Below are 18,421 nucleotides of genomic sequence, written 5' to 3'. Positions count from 1 at the left end.
TTGTAAAAATAAAAAGAGCGTTTTACATGAAAACGCTCTTTCGTCAATAAAATTGAGGAGGGAAATAAAAAAATTACTTTTTCGAATTGTTAACTTCTTTTTCGTCTAATAAGTTACCTTCTTTATCAGTATAAATAGTTTTGCTAGCATTCTCAACGCTAATTTCTAATTTGTACTGCTCTTTTTCGTTTACAAAAGCCTTATTTAAGGTAGCTTTAGGGAAACTTTCCTTAATAGAGTTTACTAATGTTGCTGGCAATTTGTCTAAAGAGATTTCTTGGAATCCATCTGCTACCACCATATGAACAGGAGTACTAGGAAAAATAGTGTTGTTTACTGTTGCATAAGTTGAAACACCTGCTAAGATTGCTACTGCTAAGATTAATTTTTTCATGACATGTAAGTTTTTAAGTTATAATTTTTTTGATTGTAATACGACAAGGGAAATTCGTGCGAATTATTTTACTTCTTTTTCGTCTAACCAGTTTCCGTCTTTGTCAGCAAAAAGAGTTTTACTTTCGTTTTCTACGCTAATTTCTAATTTGTATTGCTCTTTTTCATTTATAAAAGCCTTGCTTAATTTTCCTTTAGGAAAACTTTCCTTTACAGATTGTACTACTGCTGCTGGTAATTTATCTAAAGAAATTTCTTTAAAGCCATTTTCTATAACCGAGTGAACTGGAGTAATTGTAGAAATAGTGTTGTTTGTTGTAGCGTAAGTTGAAGCTCCTGCTAAAATTGCTGCTGCTAAAATTAAATTTTTCATGATATTAAGTTTTTTTAAGTTACAATTATTTATTGTTTGCTTGATATATTGAAATAAATATGCCATCAATTTTAATTGAGAAGTCTGTGGTCTCTAAGTTGTTGTTTGTTAGTTGTTTATTGTTTTTACGGGGAGCTGATGCTAATTTTTATATGTGTAAAAAGTGTGTAAATGTTTGAGAATACTGTGTAAAAAATACACGATTTGCCTAGAGGAGGGCAATAAATAATTCTGTTATCTTTGAAGAAAATCATCCCTAATGAAATTATTAAAAAAATCGTTAAAAATTGTTTTATTACTTCTAGTATTGGTAAGTGTAGGTGTTTGGCTATTTACAAAAACATTACACCCAACATATAAAGGAGAGTTCGTGTTGGCTGAGATATCAGCTGAAGTTACAGTGTACTATGATGAAGTTGGAGTGCCACACATCAATGCTCAAAACCAACAAGATGCCTATACTGCTTTGGGGTATGTACATGCTCAAGACCGATTGTGGCAAATGGAACTCATCAGAAGAATTGCTGCCGGAAGATTAGCTGAAGTTTTTGGAAAAGACCTGGTTAGAGTAGATAAGTTTTTCTCTGGATTAGGAATTGAAGAAGCTGCTGAAAAAACAATTGAAGAATTAGATAAAAATTCAGAAGCCTATAAATTAACAGAAGCCTATTTAAATGGGGTTAATCAGTTTATAGAAGAAGGGGCGACACCTTTAGAATTTTATTTAGTAGGCTTGAACAAAGAAAACTATACAATTAAAGATGTGTATAATGTGTTTGGTTACATGGCGTTTAGCTTTGCGATTGCGCATAAAACAGATCCGCTACTAACAGAAGTAAAAGAGAAATTAGGAGAACCGTATGTAAATGAATTGCTAAACTCGTTCAATGAAAATTTAACACTGAATAAGACAACGAATAAAGAAGCTATTAAAGCAGAAATGTCTGTTTCGGTTAATGAGATTATAGAGCAATTACCAGTTGCACCTTTTATAGGAAGTAATTCTTGGGTAATTGCACCACCCAAAACAAAAAACGGAAAAGTAATTTTTGCTAATGATCCGCATATTGCATACTCTCAGCCTTCGGTTTGGTACCAAAATCATATAAAAACTCCCGATTTTGAAATCTATGGATTCAATTTGGCATTGATGCCTTTCCCGTTGTTAGGACATAATACAAATTATGCTTACGGATTGACCATGTTGGCAAACGATGACTTAAATTTTTATGTAGAACAAAACAATGCTGGAAATTCAATGGAGTATAAAACACCTCAAGGATACCAGAAATATGAGTTGTGGGAAAAGCGTATAAAGGTTAAGGGAGCAAAAGACACAACATATCAAGTAAAAGTGAGTAAACACGGTCCGATTATGAACGGATTGATAGAGCATATCACAGATGAAAGACCTGTGGCGATGAATTGGATTTATACACAATTGCCCAATAAACTGTTGGAAGCATCGTATCAAATGTCACATGCTAGTTCGTTGCAAGATTTTAAAGCAGGAACTGCCAAAATTCATGCGCCAGGATTGAATGTGATGTATGGAGATTCGAAAGGAAATGTAGGTTGGTTTGCTTCAGCAAAATTATATGAACTAAGAGATAGCCTGTCTTCTAAAATGTATTTAAACGGAGCTTCTGGTAACGATGAGATTGTAGCGTATCTAGATTTTAAAGAAAACCCTCAGGCAGAGAATCCGAGTTGGAATTATGTGTATTCTGCCAATAATCAACCAGATTCCGTGAGAGGTAAATTGTATCCGGGATATTATCAACCAGAAGACAGAGCAAAAAGAATTGTTGAGTTATTAGAAGCTAAAAATGACTTTACCAAAGAAGATGTAGCAGAAATGATTTACGATGTTACTTCGCCTGTAGTTCCAGAAATAGGAAGAGAATTGTTAACAAGTGTAGATGAGTCCTCGCTATCTCCTTCGGCTAAAAAAGCATATTGGGTGTTGGAAAAGTGGAATGGAGAATACTTAAAAACAGAAATAGCACCGACGATTTACAATCGATTTTTGTATGAATTTTTAACCGCCACGTATAAAGATGAGTTAGGAGATAGTTTTCAGTTGTTTATTGATACGCAATTACAAGATCAAGTGTTAGCAGAGCAGGCTAAAAGGGAACAATCAGTTTGGTGGGATGATGTTTCAACTACCGATAAAGTTGAAACTAGAAATGAAATAATAACAACAGCGTTTCAAAAAGCCATCACATTTTTACAAAATCAATTAGGAGAGAATGTAGATAATTGGACCTGGAATCGCGTAATTTCAGTGGAATACGAACACGCTATTGGTAAAGCGGGAGGTTTGTTGCGTAAATTTTTTAATGTAGGTCCATTTGAAACTATTGGAGGGAATGAGGTGATTAACAATCAGATTTTTAAGTTGGATAGTACAGGAGTATATAAAATTCACGCAGGACCTTCAACACGTAGAGTTATTGATTTTTCTGATGTAGAAAATAGCATTGCTATTTTACCCACAGGGCAATCGGGGAATGTATTCAGTCCGTATTACAAAGACCAAGCACAAAAATATGTAAATGGTGAGTTTGTAAAAATGATTCTCAATGAAGCAGCTATAAAGAAGAGCTCAAATAAGTTGGTGTTTTTACCGAAGAAGGAATAATCTAATGTCATTGCGAACTTAGTGAAGTAATCTTTGTATTCGGATATTATGTTTTTTTACTTTTTTACTCTGGTTTTGAATAAATAATGTTTTTTAGAACTCTTGGTTTTTCTTCTAAATCAATTTTTTTAAACATTTCATTAATTCCATATTCAGAGTTGAAGTCAGAAATAATTTCAGTACCTGCAACTCTACCAAATTCAATATCATCTTCTGTTGCCGTTTGGTCAAAAATACAAAGCCATTGGATTTCTTTTTTTGTTTTTTTATCAAACACTTGAAACCATTTCCTTTTAAGTGTTCTTAATTCAATAGAAGTAGAGATTAAAGATTTTGGAATATGATTGTCTAAAGCATGTTTAGCACTTTCTATTAATGATTTATCTGTCATCTACTATACTTCTTTATAAACCTCCTCAAAAGGAATTCTAAAGCGTTCTCCATACACTCCTTCGGGTTTGCGAATACCACAAGAAACAATCATATTAATTTCTGCACCAAAAGGGAGTCCCAACATGCGCTTTACACGCCAAGTATCAGAACCTTCCATAGGGCAGGTGTCGTATCCTTCAGCAGCCATTGAGAGCATGAATGTTTGTGCTGCTAACCCACAAGTTTTGTGAGCTACAATGCGCATATCACTATTGCGAACTTCTCTATAAATAGGTCGAAATACCCCAACAATTAAAAATAGTATATACTTCAACCAACCAAAAATTCCTAAGAAATCAAAATACGTGAAAGGAATTAATTTTCCGTAGTAGTTACGCGCTACTTTTTCTCGACTTCGTTGTTCCGATTTCGGATTGTTTTTTCCAAAAACTTCATCCATAAAAGTTAAGTTAGCTTTGGCTCTTTTACGCCACAAATCTTTACGAGTCACAAAAACCACTAGCTGCTGAGCAGTTTTAGCGGCATTTTGATTAAAGCATAATGGAGCCATTTTTTTTATAATTTCTTTATCAGTGATATGATAAAACTCCCATAGCTGCATGTTGCTACTGGTAGGTGCTAAACTGGCTTGTTTCAAACACTTTTTTACAATAGCAGCGTCAATTGGTTTTTCAGGGTCATAAACTCTTACCGAACGACGATAATTAACTGCTTCTGATACTGTTTTTTCACTCATTTGTGGGCGTCTTGATTCTTGTGTCTACTTATCTTATTATCTAATAAATTACCCTAGTTTCATTAAGGTTTTTAATTGTTGTAGTTTTCCTTTGTATGGAGCATATCGAGTAGGAACATCTAGCCAAGTTCCGCGAGAAACCACTCCTTTATGATGAGAAAACGTATCAAAAGTTTTCTTTCCGTGATAAGCACCGATACCACTTTCTCCCACGCCACCAAAAGGCAATCTGTGATTAGCAAAATGTACTGTAGTATCATTTACCGTACCTCCACCAAACGAAAAACGCTCAATCATTTTCTTAGCAAATGAATTTCTATTGGTGAAAACATATAAAGCTAGAGGTTTGTCGTATTTAGCAGTGATTTTTTCAATATCTACTTCGTTTTCGTAAGAAATTAGCGGGAAAATTGGTCCGAAAATTTCCCCTTTCATGACTTCACTATCCAAACTCGGTTCATCAATTAAGGTAGGAGCAATATAGCAATTATCTCTATCGGTTTGTCCGCCAATTACACAGTTTTCATTTTCTAGCATCAAAGCTAAGCGGTCAAAGTTTTTAGTATTTACTATGCGTGAGAGATCAGGAGAGTTTTGAGGATTTTCCCCGTAAGCTCTAAAAATTTCTTCTTTAAACTGTTGTATAAATTGTTCTTTAACCGAAATGTGAATTAGTAAATAATCAGGAGCAATACAAGTTTGACCTCCGTTGATAAACTTCCCCCAAACCAAACGTTTTGCGGTCAATTTAATATTGGCTGTTTCATCAACAATACACGGACTTTTTCCTCCTAGCTCTAAGGTAACTGGGGTTAAATAATTAGCTGCAGCTTTGGCTACTATTTTACCTACAGGAACACTACCTGTAAAGAAAATATAATCCCAACGTTGTGCCAGCAACTCTGTCGAGACATCGACACCACCTTCAACTACAGCAACATGATTTTTATCAAAAACAGTTTCAATAATTTCTTGGGTAATTTTACTCGTATGAGGTGTCAACTCCGAAGGTTTTAAAACAACTGTATTTCCTGCGGCAACAGCGCCTAATAAAGGAGCAAAAGCTAGTTGATATGGGTAGTTCCAAGGGGCAATGATAAGTACAGTTCCATAAGGTTCTTTGTACATTTTTGCAGAAGAAGGAAAATTTAGTAACGATGGTAACACACGTTGAGGTTTGCTCCATGAATGAATGTTTTTTATCGCCATTTTTAATTCGGCTAGCACAATAGAAGTTTCGGTCATTACTGCTTCGTATTCCGGTTTTTTAAAGTCATCATGTAGTGCTTTTACGATGTCTTTTTCTCTTGTAATAAGCTCTTTTTGTAATCTTTTTAAGGCACTTTTCCTAAAGGAAGTATCTTTGGTTTGTTGCGTAGCAAAATAGTTTTTTTGAGACTGAACCAATTCGGGAATATTCATAAGCTATAGGTCTTGTATTTTTTTATTCATTATCGAAAACCATAATGGAGGAACCAAGGCTACTAGCATCATACCTGGGTATCCTGTTGGCATTTGCGGACTTTCAGGCAGGGATTTTAAGAGCTGGTAATGTTTACTTCCGTTATAGTGATGGTCCGAGTGACGAGATAAATTAAACAACATTAACATGCCAATTCTGTGATCAGAATTCCATGAATGTGTTCTTTTTACACGTTCGTAACGACCTTTTTCGTTTTGTTTACGTAGTAGTCCGTAATGTTCTATATAGTTTACAGTTTCTAGTAATAAAATTCCAAAAACAGCAGCAGCAATAAAAGCCAAAAAAGCTTTTAATCCAAATAAAAAGAAAATCCCTACCAACAACAGTATGTTGCAAAATGTATAGATAAGCATTCTATTTTGTAGGTGAAACCAACTTCTTTTAGCGTTTTTTAAACGTGTGTTTTCTGTCTCCCAAGCTTGGTAATAACTTTGAAAATGAGAACGAATCCAGAAAAGATATACTACTTCATTTTTTCTGGCAGTTGCGGCATCTTTTGGAGTAGCCACATTCAAATGATGCCCTGCATTATGGTAGGGTAAAAAGTGAGTGTCTAACGAAGTTAATAATAGGACTTCTCCTAAAAGTTCATCAAAACGATTGTTACGATGCCCTAATTCATGTCCAACATTAATACCAATAACGCCACATAGCAAGCCCATAGCTGAGATTCTTCCTATATATTCTAAGGTAGTTAATTGTGCATCTTTCATCATCCATAAAAACCACCCTAGGAAAACTAATTGGACAGGTACTGTTGCGTATAAAATATAAGTGTAAAGCTTGTTTTGTTTTTCTTGCTCTTCTTGTTCTTTGTTAAAATTATTTTTATCTGGTTTAAAAAGTAGTTCAAGAAGAGGAACTAATCCGAAGAAAACAAGTAGAGGTAAGAGTGTTAGCCAACCCAAATTTGTAAACGAAATGTACACAGTGATTGGAAGTGTTAAAATTGCTAAAAATTTAAGAGCTTTCATCTTGTTTGTAATTTGTCTAAATATACAAATTACAAACAAGCATCCCAAACGGGATCAGAAGGAGTTGGGGCAGTGATTTTAATAAGTTCTTTACTAACTGGATGCGTAAATTTTATTTTTCGAGCATGTAAATGAATGCTTCCATCTTTATTACTTCTTTTAGCGCCATACTTTAAATCGCCTTTGATAATAGCGCCAATATTAGAGAGTTGTACACGAATTTGATGATGACGGCCTGTTTCTAAGTCAACTTCAAGTAACGAATAGTTATCTAATTTTTTAAGTGTTTTGTAGTGAAGTATGGCTTTTTTACTTCCGTTAACTTCTTTAGTATAAGCAGTCGATTTGTTGTTTTTTGGATTCTTTTTTAAATAATTGGTTAAAGTGTCAGCAGCTTTTTTAGGTTGTTGTTGAACTACTGCCCAGTAGGTTTTTTTTATGGTTTTGTCACGTAACATTTTGTTTAGTCGTTCTAAAGCTTTTGAAGTACGCGCGTAGATGACAATCCCCGTAGTAGGGCGGTCTAATCGGTGAACGGTTCCTAAAAATACGTTTCCGGGTTTGTTGTATTTATCTTTAATGTATTCTTTAACAACATCTAAAAGTGGTTTGTCGCCTGTTTTGTCTCCTTGTACGATGTCGCCAGCACGTTTGTTAACCACAATGATGTGGTTGTCTTCGTGTAAAACTTGTAAGTTTTCTTTAGTAGAGTGCATGTTTTAAAGTGCCCTGAACGTAGCTGAAAGGTTATTTGAAATTCTCCGCTACATCTTCGTTAACTTGATCGATAAAATTTAAAAATTCATCGCGTCCCATTCCTGTAGAAGACGAAGTAACAAAAGAAATTGGTAACTCCTCCCAATAATTTAATAACTTCTTTTTGTAAGCGGTAATTTGCTTGTTGAGTTTAGAACTTCCTAGTTTATCAGCTTTGGTAAAAACAATACAAAAAGGAATGCGGTTTTCACCTAAAAACTGCATGAATTCCAAATCTATTTTCTGTGGATCGTGACGAGAATCAATTAAAACAAAGGTGCAAACTAGCTGTTCACGTTCTTTGAAATAGTTCTCAATAAAAAATTGAAAAATTTGACGTTTCTTTTTAGAAACCTTCGCGTAACCATATCCAGGAAGATCTACTAAGAACCATTCATCGTTAATTTTAAAATGATTAATAAGTTGTGTTTTTCCTGGTTTACCAGAGGTTTTTGCTAAATCTTTGCGCTCCATTAGCATGTTGATTAACGAAGATTTACCAACGTTAGAGCGTCCAATAAAAGCATACTCAGGTATGCTGTCTTTAGGAGCTTTGGTAACATTACTGTTACTCATTACAAATTCAGCAGATTTTATTTTCATACTATAAATAAGCTAGTTTAGCTGTTATATTTCGCGTTTAGAAAGCCAGCCTTCTAAAATTTCATTAAACTCATCTGGTGTTTCCATCATGGCTGCATGTCCGCATTTGTCAATCCAGAACAAATCAGCATCAGGTAAAAGTTTTTTGAAATCTTCGGCAACTTCTGGAGGCGTAACGCTGTCTTGTTTTCCCCAAATTAAACAAGTAGGCTGTTTCATGTTGGGTAAGTCTTTAGCCATATTATGACGAATGGCACTTTTAGCAATGGCTAAAGTTCTAATCAAGGTGTTTCGGTCGTTAATAACGTCGTATACCTGATTAACAAGTTCATCTGTAGCAATGGCCTTGTCGTAAAAAACATCTTGTGCTTTTTTTCTAACAAACTCTTTGTCACCTCTCTTTGGGTAGCTGTCTCCCATAGAATTTTCGTACAGTCCTGAACTACCTGTTAAAACCAATGCTTTAACATCTTCAGAATAATGTTTTGTATAGTATAAAGCGATGTGTCCGCCTAAAGAATTCCCTAGTAAAGTAACGTTTTTAAGTCCTTTGTACTCTATGAAATCATGTAAAAATTTGGCCAAATTTTTTACGTTGGTTTTAAGGAGAGGTAAGGTGTATAAAGGTAATTCTGGAATAAAAACTTGATATCCTTTTTGTGAAAGATGATTAAAAGTGGAGTCAAAATTACTTAAAGCGCCCATGAGTCCATGAAGGATGATAATCGGGCTTCCTTCTCCTGCTTCTGCGTATGTAAATTTGTCTTCTTTCTTTAAAAATTCAGTCATTATGTTTCTGATTTGACTTAACCACAAATGTAGTTCTTTTTTATCACTTTTTCATTTTTATTATTTCGTGTATAGCGCTAGTTTGGAAGTTCTTTAGTATCAGTTTTTTAGCTTAAAAACTAAAACTTATTAACAATGTGGTAAAAAGTGGTAAAAAGTGGTAAATATTTTTTATTTTTGATGCAAACTATAGTTTCTTTACGTGGTAAATTTAATTGGAACATACGAGTGTAAGGTGGATGCTAAAGGAAGGTTGATGATGTCGTCAGCGTTCAAGAAGCAGTTGTCTTCTGTGTTGCAAGATGGTTTTGTGATTAAACGCTCTGTGTTTCAGTCTTGTTTGGAGTTGTATCCAATACAAGAGTGGAATTTGATGATGGCAAAAATCAATAAACTAAATCGATTTGTAAAGAAAAACAATGATTTTATCAGGAGGTTTACAGCTGGTGTGAAAATGGTGGATGTAGATGCTTCAGGGAGGATATTGATTCCGAAAGATTTATGTCAGTTTGCAGGGATTGAAAAGCAGGTGGTGCTTTCTTCTGCGGTGAATATTATTGAGATTTGGGATAAGGATAAGTACGAAAAAGTAATTGATGATGCTGTTGTTGGTTTTGCGGATTTAGCAGAAGAGGTAATGGGTAATACGGAAGCAGATGAGTTATCATAATCCAGTTTTGTTGAAAGAAAGTGTAGATGCACTTAATATAAAGGAAGACGGAGTGTATGTGGATGTCACCTTTGGAGGGGGAGGGCATTCTAGAGAAATATTGAGTCGATTGGGAGAGAGAGGAAGGTTGTTTGCTTTTGATCAAGATCCAGATGCGCAACAAAATAAAATTGACGACCCGCGTTTTGTGTTGATTGGCGAAAATTTTCGATTTATATCGAGGTTTTTACGTTTTTATGGAGTGAGGAAAGTAGACGGGATATTAGCTGATCTGGGTGTGTCTTCACATCAGTTTGATGAGGCGGAAAGAGGGTTTTCTACTCGTTTTGATGCAGATTTAGATATGCGAATGGATCAAAAGTCTGAATTGTCTGGTAGAAAAATAATCAATACCTACAGTGAAGAGCAGTTGGCAGATGTGTTGTTTTTGTATGGGGAGCTGCGAAATGCAAGAGCCTTGGCGAAAACTATTGTGGAGGCGAGAGTTGATAGGGAGGTTAAAACAAGCTTTGAGTTGAAAGAAGTGTTGCAGCGATTTCTTCCAAAGGCGAAAGAGCATAAAATATTAGCGCAAATTTTTCAAGCAATACGAATAGAGGTAAATCAGGAGTTGGAAGTGTTGAAAGAATTTTTGGAGCAGATTCCAGAGTTGTTGAGAGAAGAGGGAAGGTTGAGTGTGATTTCATATCACTCGTTAGAGGATAGATTGGTGAAGCGGTTTATAAGAACGGGGTTGTTTAGTGGTGAGCCTGAAAAGGATTTTTATGGAAACACTAGTGAGCCACTTAAAAAGGTTGGTAAAATGATTGTGCCAACAAAAGAAGAAATAAAAGAGAATAACAGGGCGCGTAGTGCAAAACTAAGAATAGCAACATTAAAGTAATGTCTAAAGTAAGAAAGAATATATACGATCTTTTGAGAGGGAGTTTTCTTACCGATGAAAGTTCATTTAAAAACTGGCGGATTTTAATTTTTGTGGTGGTGTTGTTATTAATCATGATTTATAGTTCGCACAGTGCAGATGCTAAGGTGGTGCAAATAGCAGCGCTTAATAAGAAGAAAAGAGAGTTGCGGGCTGAAGATGTGGACACGAGTACTGAACTCATGCGAATGAAATTAGAAAGCAGTATTCGAGATAAAGTAAAAAATAAAGGGTTGTACCCTGCAAAAAAACCACCCCAAAAAATAAAAGTAACATATAATAAAGAGTAATATAAAATGGTAGTAAAAAAAGGCATATTAAACAAGCTCTACGTGGTTGTTGTTTTAATGACGCTTTTCTTTGTAGTTATCATTTTTAGACTTTTTAAACTTCAGTATGCAGAAGGAGACAGGTATAGAAAGCTTTCCGAAGAAAAAACAGTTAAAAACGATACTATTTTTGCAAATAGGGGTAATGTGTATGCTGCAGATGGGAATTTGTTGGCAACATCAATGTCAAAATTTACCATCCGTATGGATGTGGTAGCGGTAGATTCAGAAGTTTTTGAAAAGAATATTCGTGGACTTTCAGAAGCACTTTCTGGATTGTTAGGAAAACCAGCGGGGTACTATCAAAAGAAATTGCGGGATGCTAAAAAACGTAAAAACCGTTATTTGTTAATTGCGCGTAATGTGGGGTATAATGATTATGTGAAAATGAAGGGCTTTCCTATTTTTAATAGAGGGGTGTATAGAGGTGGTTTTATAGCGGAACAAAAAACAGTGCGAGTGCATCCTATAGGGAAAATAGCAGAACGTACTATTGGATATGATGATTATAGAGGGGGAGCAGGAATTGAAGGAGCTTTTGCAGATTATATGGATGGAGAAAATGGGTGGCGTTTAAAGCAAAAAATAGCGAAAGGACAATGGAAGCCCATTAATGATGTAAATGAAAAAGAGCCGATAGATGGTAGTGATATAATTACTACAATAGATGTAAATATTCAGGATATTACACACCATGCCCTGTTGAGACAGATGGAATATTTTGAAGCAGATCATGGTTGTGCTGTAGTGATGGAGGTGGAAACAGGAGAAATTAAAGCGATTTCTAATTTAGGAAGAACCTCTAAGGGAAGGTATTACGAAAAAAGAAATTATGCGGTTTGGGAAAGTCACGAGCCAGGGTCTACTTTTAAGTTGGCCAGCTTAATGGTGGCTTTAGAAGATAAGGTTGCAGATACTTCAACTGTGGTAGATTGTGAAAAAGGAAGAATTTACATAAATAACCGTAAAGTAGAAGATAGTAAAAGAGGAGGGTACGGTAAAATTTCTTTGGGAAGAGTGTTTGAAGTTTCTTCAAACGTTGGAATAGTAAAGACCATACAAAAACATTACGATAAGAATCCTAAAAAATTCACAGATAGAATCAAATCTTTTGGATTAGATCAATTAACAGGGGTAAAGATAAAAGGAGAAGGAAAGCCATACATACCACAACCGTCTGAGAAAAGTTGGAGTCCAATTTCATTAGAATGGATGGCTTGGGGGTATGGAGTTTCTCTTACGCCATTGCAAACATTGGCATTTTATAATGCAGTAGCAAATAATGGAAAGTTGGTAAAACCCTACTTTGTTAAAGAGTTGAGAGTTGGAGGAAAGGTGGAGCAAAGTTTTGGAACAGAGGTGGTGAAAGAAAAAATAGCATCACAAGAAACTTTAAATAAGGTTCGAAAAGTGATGGAGAATACTATCAAATACGGAACAGGTAAAGGGATTTATTCACCAAACTTTTCTATGGCAGGAAAAACAGGGACGGCAAAAAAATACATTCCAAGAACTAAGAATGCTAAAGGAGAGTATGAAGGAGGGTATTACTCAAACCAAAAATATGTAGCTTCTTTTGCAGGATTTTTTCCTGCTGATGAACCTAAGTATTCTTGTATTGTGGTGGTTCATAGCCCTAATAAAGAAAAAGGATATTACGGAGCTACGGTTGCAGCACCCATATTTAAAGAAATAGCTCAAAAAATATATACTTCAACAGCAATTAATAATCAATTTGTTTCTGATGAAATTTCAGAGGAAGCTCTAGATAATGAATATCAAGAGTACTATCAAAAATTAAGGAAGTATAAAACGATTATGCCCAAAGTGATTGGTATGAGTGGAATGGATGCAGTTGCGTTGTTAGAGAATATGGGATTGAAAGTTAAATTTTCAGGAGTAGGAAAAGTAACAGAACAATCTGTAGAAAGAGGAGAGAAAGTCTCAAAAAGTACAACGATATATTTAAAATTATCATAGTTGAAGAAATTAAAAGACATATTATATAAGGTAGCTGTAAAAGAAGTTTACGGAAATACAGATATTGATATAAACAGTATTCAGTTTGATAGTAGACAGGTGCAGAAAGGTGATGTTTTTGTTGCTCAAAAAGGAGTGACAGTAGATGGGCATCAGTTTATAGCGAAAGCTATATCATTAGGTGCAAAGACCGTTATTTGTGAGTCTTTACCAGAAGGTAAAAATGAAGAGGTTACCTATATTAAAGTAGAAGATTCTAATGCTGCATTAGCAATAATAGCAGCAAATTATTATAACAACCCATCAAAAAGCTTGCAGTTAGTAGGAGTAACAGGAACAAATGGTAAGACTACAATTGCAAGCTTATTGTATCAACTGTTTAAAAAAGCAGGATATAAAGTAGGGTTGTTGTCAACTGTGCGAATAATGGTTGATGAAGAAGAATATAATGCAACACATACAACGCCAAACTCAGTAGCGATAAATAGCTATTTATCAAAAATGGTAGAGGCTGGAGTTGATTATTGTTTTATGGAGGTGAGCTCTCATGGAATTCATCAAAAACGTACGGAAGGATTGGAGTTTGCAGGAGGAGTGTTTACAAACTTATCGCATGATCATTTAGATTATCATGAAACATTTGCAGAGTATCGTGATGTTAAAAAATCGTTTTTTGATGCACTGCCAAAGTCAGCATTTGCTTTAGTAAATATTGATGATAAGAACGGACAAATAATGTTGCAAAACACCAAGGCGAATAAACAAACCTATGCGCTTAAAACAATTGGAGACTTTAAGGCAAAAGTGTTAGAAAAACGCCTTTCGGGAACCTTATTGATAATCAATGGAGTGGAGGTTTGGACGAAGTTAATAGGGGAGTTTAATGCGTATAATTTGTTGGCTATTTATGGAGTAGCAGAGTTGTTAGGACTTGAAAAAATAGAAATTTTACGTATCGTAAGTGAGTTAGAAAGTGTGAGTGGAAGATTTCAATACACAGTTTCTGACGAGGGAGTTACTGCAATCGTAGATTACGCACATACACCAGATGCACTAAAAAATGTATTACAAACTATTAATGACATCCGAACAGGAAATGAAACAGTGATTACAGTTGTAGGTTGCGGTGGAGATAGAGATACAACAAAGCGTCCAAAAATGGCATTCATTGCTTCTCAGTTGAGTAACCAAGTTATTTTTACTTCCGATAATCCTAGAACAGAAGATCCGCAATCGATAATTGATGAAATGGAAACAGGAGTTGCGGCAGAAAATTATAAAAAAACACTATCAATAGTAGATAGAAGACAGGCCATAAAAACAGCCTGTAAGTTAGCAGTTTCAGGAGATATTGTACTCATTGCAGGAAAAGGACATGAAAGCTACCAGGAAATAAATGGTGTTAGGCATCATTTTGATGATTTAGAAGAAGTAACCAACTATTTTAATCAACTAAAAAAAGACTAACGAATGCTGTATTATTTATTTCAATATTTAGAAAGTGAATTTAGCTTAACAGGTGCAAGTGTGTTTCAATTCATTACATTTCGATCTGCAATGGCGTTCATACTGTCTCTGTTGATTTCAACCATTTTTGGTAAAAAAATCATCAATTACTTAAGAAGACAACAAGTAGGAGAAACCGTAAGAGATTTAGGTTTAGATGGACAGGTTCAAAAAGCAGGAACCCCTACAATGGGAGGGGTAATTATAATCCTCGCAACACTAATTCCAGTGTTGCTCTTAGCGAAGCTAGAAAATATATACATTATCATTTTATTAATAACCACTGTTTGGATGGGATTTATTGGTTTTACCGATGATTACATTAAAGTATTTAAAAAAGATAAAGCGGGGTTAAAAGGAAAATTCAAAGTTTTAGGGCAAGTAGGATTAGGGATAATCGTAGGTTCTATGCTGTATTTTCATCAAGATGTAACTATTAAAGAACAGTTGCCAGTCTCAGAGCAAGTTGTACAGGCAGATGGTAAAAAGAAGGTGTTTGGAGATGCACATAAATCGACAAAAACAACAGTTCCTTTTTTAAAAAATAACGAGTTAGATTATGCAAAAGCATTAAGCTTCTTGGGAGATGGTTATGAAAAATACGGATGGATAGTTTTCATTTTTGTTACCGTTTTTATCGTTACTGGAGTTTCTAATGGTGCGAATTTAACAGATGGTATTGATGGGTTAGCAGCAGGATCATCAGCAATTATGGTGATAACGCTGGCAATTTTTGCGTGGGTATCTGGTAACATCATTTTTGCGGATTATTTAGATGTAATGTACATCCCAAAATCTGGAGAAATGACCGTATTCATCTTAGCGTTTGCAGGAGCATTGATAGGGTTTTTGTGGTACAATACCTATCCGGCTCAAGTGTTTATGGGAGATACAGGAAGTTTAACTATTGGTGGAATTATAGCGGTAATAGCAATTACTATAAGAAAAGAATTGTTGCTGCCAGTTTTAGCAGGAATATTTGTGATTGAGAATTTGTCGGTAATACTACAAGTTTCTTGGTTTAAGTATACAAAGAAGAAGTTTGGAGAGGGACGGCGAATTTTTAAAATGTCTCCGCTACATCATCATTATCAAAAATTAAATTATCACGAAAGTAAAATTGTAGTACGCTTTTGGATTGTAGGAATTTTATTAGCGGTATTTACCATAGTAACATTGAAGTTAAGATAAAAGCCCACCCTAACCCTCCCAAAGGGAGGGAGTGAAAAATAAAGATAAAGAGATTAAAAGAGAACAGAAAGTGAGTAAGCAAGAAAAAAGAGGTGATGAGGATGTTTTCCCTTTGGGGACTAAGGGGCTTTTGGTTGTGCTTGGTGGAGGAGAAAGTGGTGTAGGAACAGCGCTTTTAGGAAAACAAAAGGGATATGAAGTTTTTGTTTCAGATAAAGGAAATATAGCAGAACGGTATAAAAAAGTTCTTTTACATAATTCAATCAATTTTGAAGAAAATCAGCATACAGAAGATAAAATTTTAAATGCTGACGTGGTGATGAAAAGCCCTGGAATTCCAGAGAAAGTAGCATTGGTTCAAAAGCTGATTTCTCAAGGGGTAAAAGTGATTTCAGAAATTGAATTCGCTGCTCAGTATACAGAGGCAACCATTGTGGGAGTTACAGGCTCAAATGGTAAGACAACCACGACCATGCTAATACATTATGTGTTAAAAAAAGCAGGTTTAAATGTAGGAGTTGGAGGAAATATAGGTGATAGTTTTGCCAAACAAGTGGTTGATGATAAGTATGACGAATATGTGTTGGAATTAAGTAGTTTTCAGCTAGATGGAATTGAAAAATTTAGACCTCATATTGCAATAATTACCAATATAACACCAGATCATTTAGATCGATATGAATACGAATTTGATAAGTATATAAACTCAAAATTCAGAATTACAAAAAATCAAACAAAAGATGATTTTTTAATATATGATGCCGATGATGAAGCAATTCAAAATTGGTTAAAAAATAATAAAACAGAAGCAACGCTAGTACCATTTTCAATGGAAAAAGAATTAGAGTACGGAGCTTTTTTAAGACAAGACACGATACTAATGAAATTTAATACAGAAGAAAAATTAATGAAAGTTTCTGAACTAACATTACAAGGAAAGCACAATACTAAAAATGCAATGGCTACATCAATGGCTGCGAGGTTGTTGAAAGTAAGAAAAGAAACAATTGCAGAAAGTTTGTCTGATTTTGAAGGGGTAGAACATCGGTTAGAAAAAGTGCAAAAAATAAACGGAATTGAATTTATTAACGATAGCAAAGCTACCAATGTCAATGCAGCTTTTTATGCATTAGAATGTATGGACAATCCAACAGTTTGGATTGTAGGTGGAGTTGATAAAGGAAATGATTATACCGATTTATTGCCTTTGGTAAGAGAAAAGGTAAAAGCCATAGTTTGTTTAGGTTTAGATAATCAAAAGATCATAGATACTTTTGCAAATGTAGTAGACGTGATGGTAGAAACAGCAGGAGTTGAAGAGGCTGTTAAAGTAGCGTATAAAATAGCACAAAAAGGAGATACAGTATTATTATCACCAGCATGTGCAAGCTTCGATTTGTTTGAGAACTATGAAGATAGAGGAGAAAAATTTAAAGAAGCCGTAAGAAATATATAAAGCACACTAAAGATTGATGAAAAACATCTTTCGACATATAAAAGGAGATCGCGCTATTTGGGCTATCGTTGCAGTATTGGCAATATTTTCGTTTATGCCAATATATAGTGCGAGTACCAATTTAGTGTATGTAGTTGGTAACGGGTCTACTTTAGGCCATTTGGTAAAACACATTGTGTTATTAATTACAGGATTTGCAGTTATTTATGGAGTACATAAAATTCCGTATAGGTATTTTAGTGGAGGTTCTGTTTTAATGTTGCCTGTTGTTGTTTTGTTGTTGGTTTTTACTTTAGCACAAGGAACCACTATAGGAGGAGCCAATGCGAGTAGATGGATTCGTATTCCATTTGTAGGTATTGGATTTCAAACCTCTACATTGGCAGGTTTGGTGTTAATGGTATATGTTGCGCGTTACTTGGCAAAAAATAAAGAAAAAGTAATTTCTTTTAAGGAAAGCTTATTGCAGTTATGGCTACCAGTTGGTTTAGTATTGGTATTAATACTTCCAGCAAACTTCTCAACCACAGCCATGGTGTTCTTTATGATTTTAATGGTGTCGTTCATTGGAGGGTATCCATTAAAATATATAGGATACATATTAGGAATAGGACTTTTTGCTTTTCTATTTTTCATCTTAGTAGCTAAGGCATTTCCAGATGCAATGCCCAACCGTGTAAACACCTGGAAAAGTAGAATTGAAAGTTTTTCTCAGCCAGACGGTGAAGAAGATTATCAGGTAGAAAAAGCTAAAATTGCAATAGCAACAGGAGGAGTAATTGGAAAAGGACCAGGGAAAAGTGTGCAGAAAAACTTTTTACCACAATCTTCATCCGATTTTATCTATGCGATTATTGTTGAAGAATACGGTTTTGCAGGAGCAATAGTGGTCATATTTATTTATTTCTTATTGCTTTTTAGAATTTTAATAACCGCCAAAAAAGCGACTACCATATTTGCAACTTTATTAGTTGTGGGGGTGGGAATTCCCATTGTTTTTCAAGCGATGATTAACATGGCAGTAGCAGTGAATATTTTACCAGTAACAGGACAAACACTCCCGCTAATTAGTAGTGGAGGTACCTCTATTTGGATGACCTGTTTCGCATTAGGAATGATTTTAAGTGTAAGCGCTTCTAAAAACGAAACTGAAGAAACAATTTTAGATGATAACCCTTTAGATATTTTACATGAAACACTTGACTAAGAATATAGATTTA

The 18,421-nt window shown here is 34.8% G+C and carries 18 protein-coding genes; 9 read left to right on the top strand and 9 right to left on the bottom strand.

Annotated features, from left to right (window positions below):
- Positions 1-73 precede the first annotated feature (73 nt).
- Both V1T75_RS10210 and V1T75_RS10205 read right to left on the bottom strand, forming a co-directional pair.
- The gene (locus tag V1T75_RS10210) at positions 74-394 is read right to left on the bottom strand and encodes a hypothetical protein (RefSeq protein ID WP_330488444.1); all 321 of its coding nucleotides are present in this window, start codon (positions 392-394) and stop codon (positions 74-76) included.
- A gap of 63 nt (positions 395-457) precedes the next feature.
- The gene (locus V1T75_RS10205) at positions 458-766 is read right to left on the bottom strand and encodes a hypothetical protein (protein WP_330488443.1); all 309 of its coding nucleotides are present in this window, start codon (positions 764-766) and stop codon (positions 458-460) included.
- Between the two features lie 259 nt (positions 767-1,025).
- On the opposite strand from V1T75_RS10205, the gene V1T75_RS10200 reads away from it, so the two are divergent.
- A complete protein-coding gene (locus V1T75_RS10200; RefSeq protein ID WP_330488442.1) occupies positions 1,026-3,413 on the top strand; it encodes a penicillin acylase family protein in 2,388 nt (795 codons plus the stop codon).
- A gap of 64 nt (positions 3,414-3,477) precedes the next feature.
- Here V1T75_RS10200 and V1T75_RS10195 read toward each other — a convergent pair whose 3' ends face one another.
- The 7 genes from V1T75_RS10195 to V1T75_RS10165 are packed head-to-tail and all read right to left on the bottom strand — an operon-like array spanning position 3,478 to position 9,147.
- Positions 3,478-3,804: a hypothetical protein gene (locus V1T75_RS10195; RefSeq protein ID WP_330488441.1), complete on the bottom strand. Its 327-nt coding sequence runs from the start codon at positions 3,802-3,804 to the stop codon at positions 3,478-3,480.
- Between the two features lie 3 nt (positions 3,805-3,807).
- Positions 3,808-4,542 carry a nitroreductase family protein gene (locus tag V1T75_RS10190; protein ID WP_330488440.1) on the bottom strand — a complete coding sequence of 245 codons (735 nt, stop codon included), beginning with the start codon at positions 4,540-4,542 and terminating at the stop codon, positions 3,808-3,810.
- 48 nt (positions 4,543-4,590) lie between these two features.
- Entirely contained in the window at positions 4,591-5,964 is a 1,374-nt protein-coding gene (locus V1T75_RS10185) for an aldehyde dehydrogenase (RefSeq protein ID WP_330488439.1), read from the bottom strand.
- 3 nt (positions 5,965-5,967) lie between these two features.
- A complete protein-coding gene (locus V1T75_RS10180; protein WP_330488438.1) occupies positions 5,968-6,999 on the bottom strand; it encodes an alkane 1-monooxygenase in 1,032 nt (343 codons plus the stop codon).
- 29 nt (positions 7,000-7,028) lie between these two features.
- Positions 7,029-7,715 (bottom strand): RluA family pseudouridine synthase, encoded by a 687-nt coding sequence (locus V1T75_RS10175; protein WP_330488437.1) that lies wholly within the window; start codon positions 7,713-7,715, stop codon positions 7,029-7,031.
- A gap of 31 nt (positions 7,716-7,746) precedes the next feature.
- Entirely contained in the window at positions 7,747-8,358 is a 612-nt protein-coding gene (yihA, locus tag V1T75_RS10170; protein WP_330488436.1) for a ribosome biogenesis GTP-binding protein YihA/YsxC, read from the bottom strand.
- Between the two features lie 24 nt (positions 8,359-8,382).
- Positions 8,383-9,147 carry an alpha/beta fold hydrolase gene (locus V1T75_RS10165; protein ID WP_330488435.1) on the bottom strand — a complete coding sequence of 255 codons (765 nt, stop codon included), beginning with the start codon at positions 9,145-9,147 and terminating at the stop codon, positions 8,383-8,385.
- Positions 9,148-9,349: 202 nt separating this feature from the next.
- On the opposite strand from V1T75_RS10165, the gene mraZ reads away from it, so the two are divergent.
- From mraZ to V1T75_RS10125, 8 genes are all read left to right on the top strand, one after another.
- A complete protein-coding gene (gene mraZ, locus V1T75_RS10160; RefSeq protein WP_330488434.1) occupies positions 9,350-9,817 on the top strand; it encodes a division/cell wall cluster transcriptional repressor MraZ in 468 nt (155 codons plus the stop codon).
- Positions 9,804-10,700 (top strand): 16S rRNA (cytosine(1402)-N(4))-methyltransferase RsmH, encoded by an 897-nt coding sequence (gene rsmH / locus V1T75_RS10155; protein ID WP_330488433.1) that lies wholly within the window; start codon positions 9,804-9,806, stop codon positions 10,698-10,700. The genes mraZ and rsmH overlap by 14 nt, the downstream gene beginning before the upstream one ends.
- Positions 10,700-11,029, top strand: coding sequence for an FtsL-like putative cell division protein (locus V1T75_RS10150; RefSeq protein ID WP_330488432.1), 330 nt, complete (start codon positions 10,700-10,702; stop codon positions 11,027-11,029). The genes rsmH and V1T75_RS10150 overlap by 1 nt, the downstream gene beginning before the upstream one ends.
- A gap of 6 nt (positions 11,030-11,035) precedes the next feature.
- On the top strand, positions 11,036-13,048 hold the full coding sequence (locus tag V1T75_RS10145; RefSeq protein ID WP_330488431.1) for a penicillin-binding protein: 2,013 nt from the start codon (positions 11,036-11,038) through the stop codon (positions 13,046-13,048).
- Complete coding sequence (locus V1T75_RS10140) at positions 13,049-14,515, top strand: UDP-N-acetylmuramoyl-L-alanyl-D-glutamate--2,6-diaminopimelate ligase (RefSeq protein WP_330488430.1); 1,467 nt, start codon at positions 13,049-13,051, stop codon at positions 14,513-14,515. It begins immediately after the preceding gene.
- A 3-nt stretch (positions 14,516-14,518) separates the two neighbouring features.
- Positions 14,519-15,745, top strand: coding sequence for a phospho-N-acetylmuramoyl-pentapeptide-transferase (mraY, locus tag V1T75_RS10135; RefSeq protein WP_330488429.1), 1,227 nt, complete (start codon positions 14,519-14,521; stop codon positions 15,743-15,745).
- Between the two features lie 70 nt (positions 15,746-15,815).
- Positions 15,816-17,201 (top strand): UDP-N-acetylmuramoyl-L-alanine--D-glutamate ligase, encoded by a 1,386-nt coding sequence (murD, locus tag V1T75_RS10130; RefSeq protein ID WP_443082047.1) that lies wholly within the window; start codon positions 15,816-15,818, stop codon positions 17,199-17,201.
- A 16-nt stretch (positions 17,202-17,217) separates the two neighbouring features.
- On the top strand, positions 17,218-18,408 hold the full coding sequence (locus V1T75_RS10125; RefSeq protein ID WP_330488428.1) for an FtsW/RodA/SpoVE family cell cycle protein: 1,191 nt from the start codon (positions 17,218-17,220) through the stop codon (positions 18,406-18,408).
- The last annotated feature ends 13 nt before the right edge of the window (positions 18,409-18,421 follow it).

This window comes from Tenacibaculum sp. FZY0031, assembly GCF_036350695.1.
GTDB lineage: Bacteria > Bacteroidota > Bacteroidia > Flavobacteriales > Flavobacteriaceae > Polaribacter.
Note: the sequence above shows the minus strand (reverse complement) of the source record. Positions and strands in the feature narration are given on the sequence as shown.

Coding starts and splice junctions, on each gene's coding strand:
- V1T75_RS10210 (WP_330488444.1), bottom strand. CDS start 394: ATGAAAAAATTAATCTTAGCAGTAGCAATCTTAGCAGGTGTTTCAACT.
- V1T75_RS10205 (WP_330488443.1), bottom strand. CDS start 766: ATGAAAAATTTAATTTTAGCAGCAGCAATTTTAGCAGGAGCTTCAACT.
- V1T75_RS10200 (WP_330488442.1), top strand. CDS start 1,026: ATGAAATTATTAAAAAAATCGTTAAAAATTGTTTTATTACTTCTAGTA.
- V1T75_RS10195 (WP_330488441.1), bottom strand. CDS start 3,804: ATGACAGATAAATCATTAATAGAAAGTGCTAAACATGCTTTAGACAAT.
- V1T75_RS10190 (WP_330488440.1), bottom strand. CDS start 4,542: ATGAGTGAAAAAACAGTATCAGAAGCAGTTAATTATCGTCGTTCGGTA.
- V1T75_RS10185 (WP_330488439.1), bottom strand. CDS start 5,964: ATGAATATTCCCGAATTGGTTCAGTCTCAAAAAAACTATTTTGCTACG.
- V1T75_RS10180 (WP_330488438.1), bottom strand. CDS start 6,999: ATGAAAGCTCTTAAATTTTTAGCAATTTTAACACTTCCAATCACTGTG.
- V1T75_RS10175 (WP_330488437.1), bottom strand. CDS start 7,715: ATGCACTCTACTAAAGAAAACTTACAAGTTTTACACGAAGACAACCAC.
- yihA (WP_330488436.1), bottom strand. CDS start 8,358: ATGAAAATAAAATCTGCTGAATTTGTAATGAGTAACAGTAATGTTACC.
- V1T75_RS10165 (WP_330488435.1), bottom strand. CDS start 9,147: ATGACTGAATTTTTAAAGAAAGAAGACAAATTTACATACGCAGAAGCA.
- rsmH (WP_330488433.1), top strand. CDS start 9,804: ATGAGTTATCATAATCCAGTTTTGTTGAAAGAAAGTGTAGATGCACTT.
- V1T75_RS10150 (WP_330488432.1), top strand. CDS start 10,700: ATGTCTAAAGTAAGAAAGAATATATACGATCTTTTGAGAGGGAGTTTT.
- V1T75_RS10145 (WP_330488431.1), top strand. CDS start 11,036: ATGGTAGTAAAAAAAGGCATATTAAACAAGCTCTACGTGGTTGTTGTT.
- mraY (WP_330488429.1), top strand. CDS start 14,519: ATGCTGTATTATTTATTTCAATATTTAGAAAGTGAATTTAGCTTAACA.
- V1T75_RS10125 (WP_330488428.1), top strand. CDS start 17,218: ATGAAAAACATCTTTCGACATATAAAAGGAGATCGCGCTATTTGGGCT.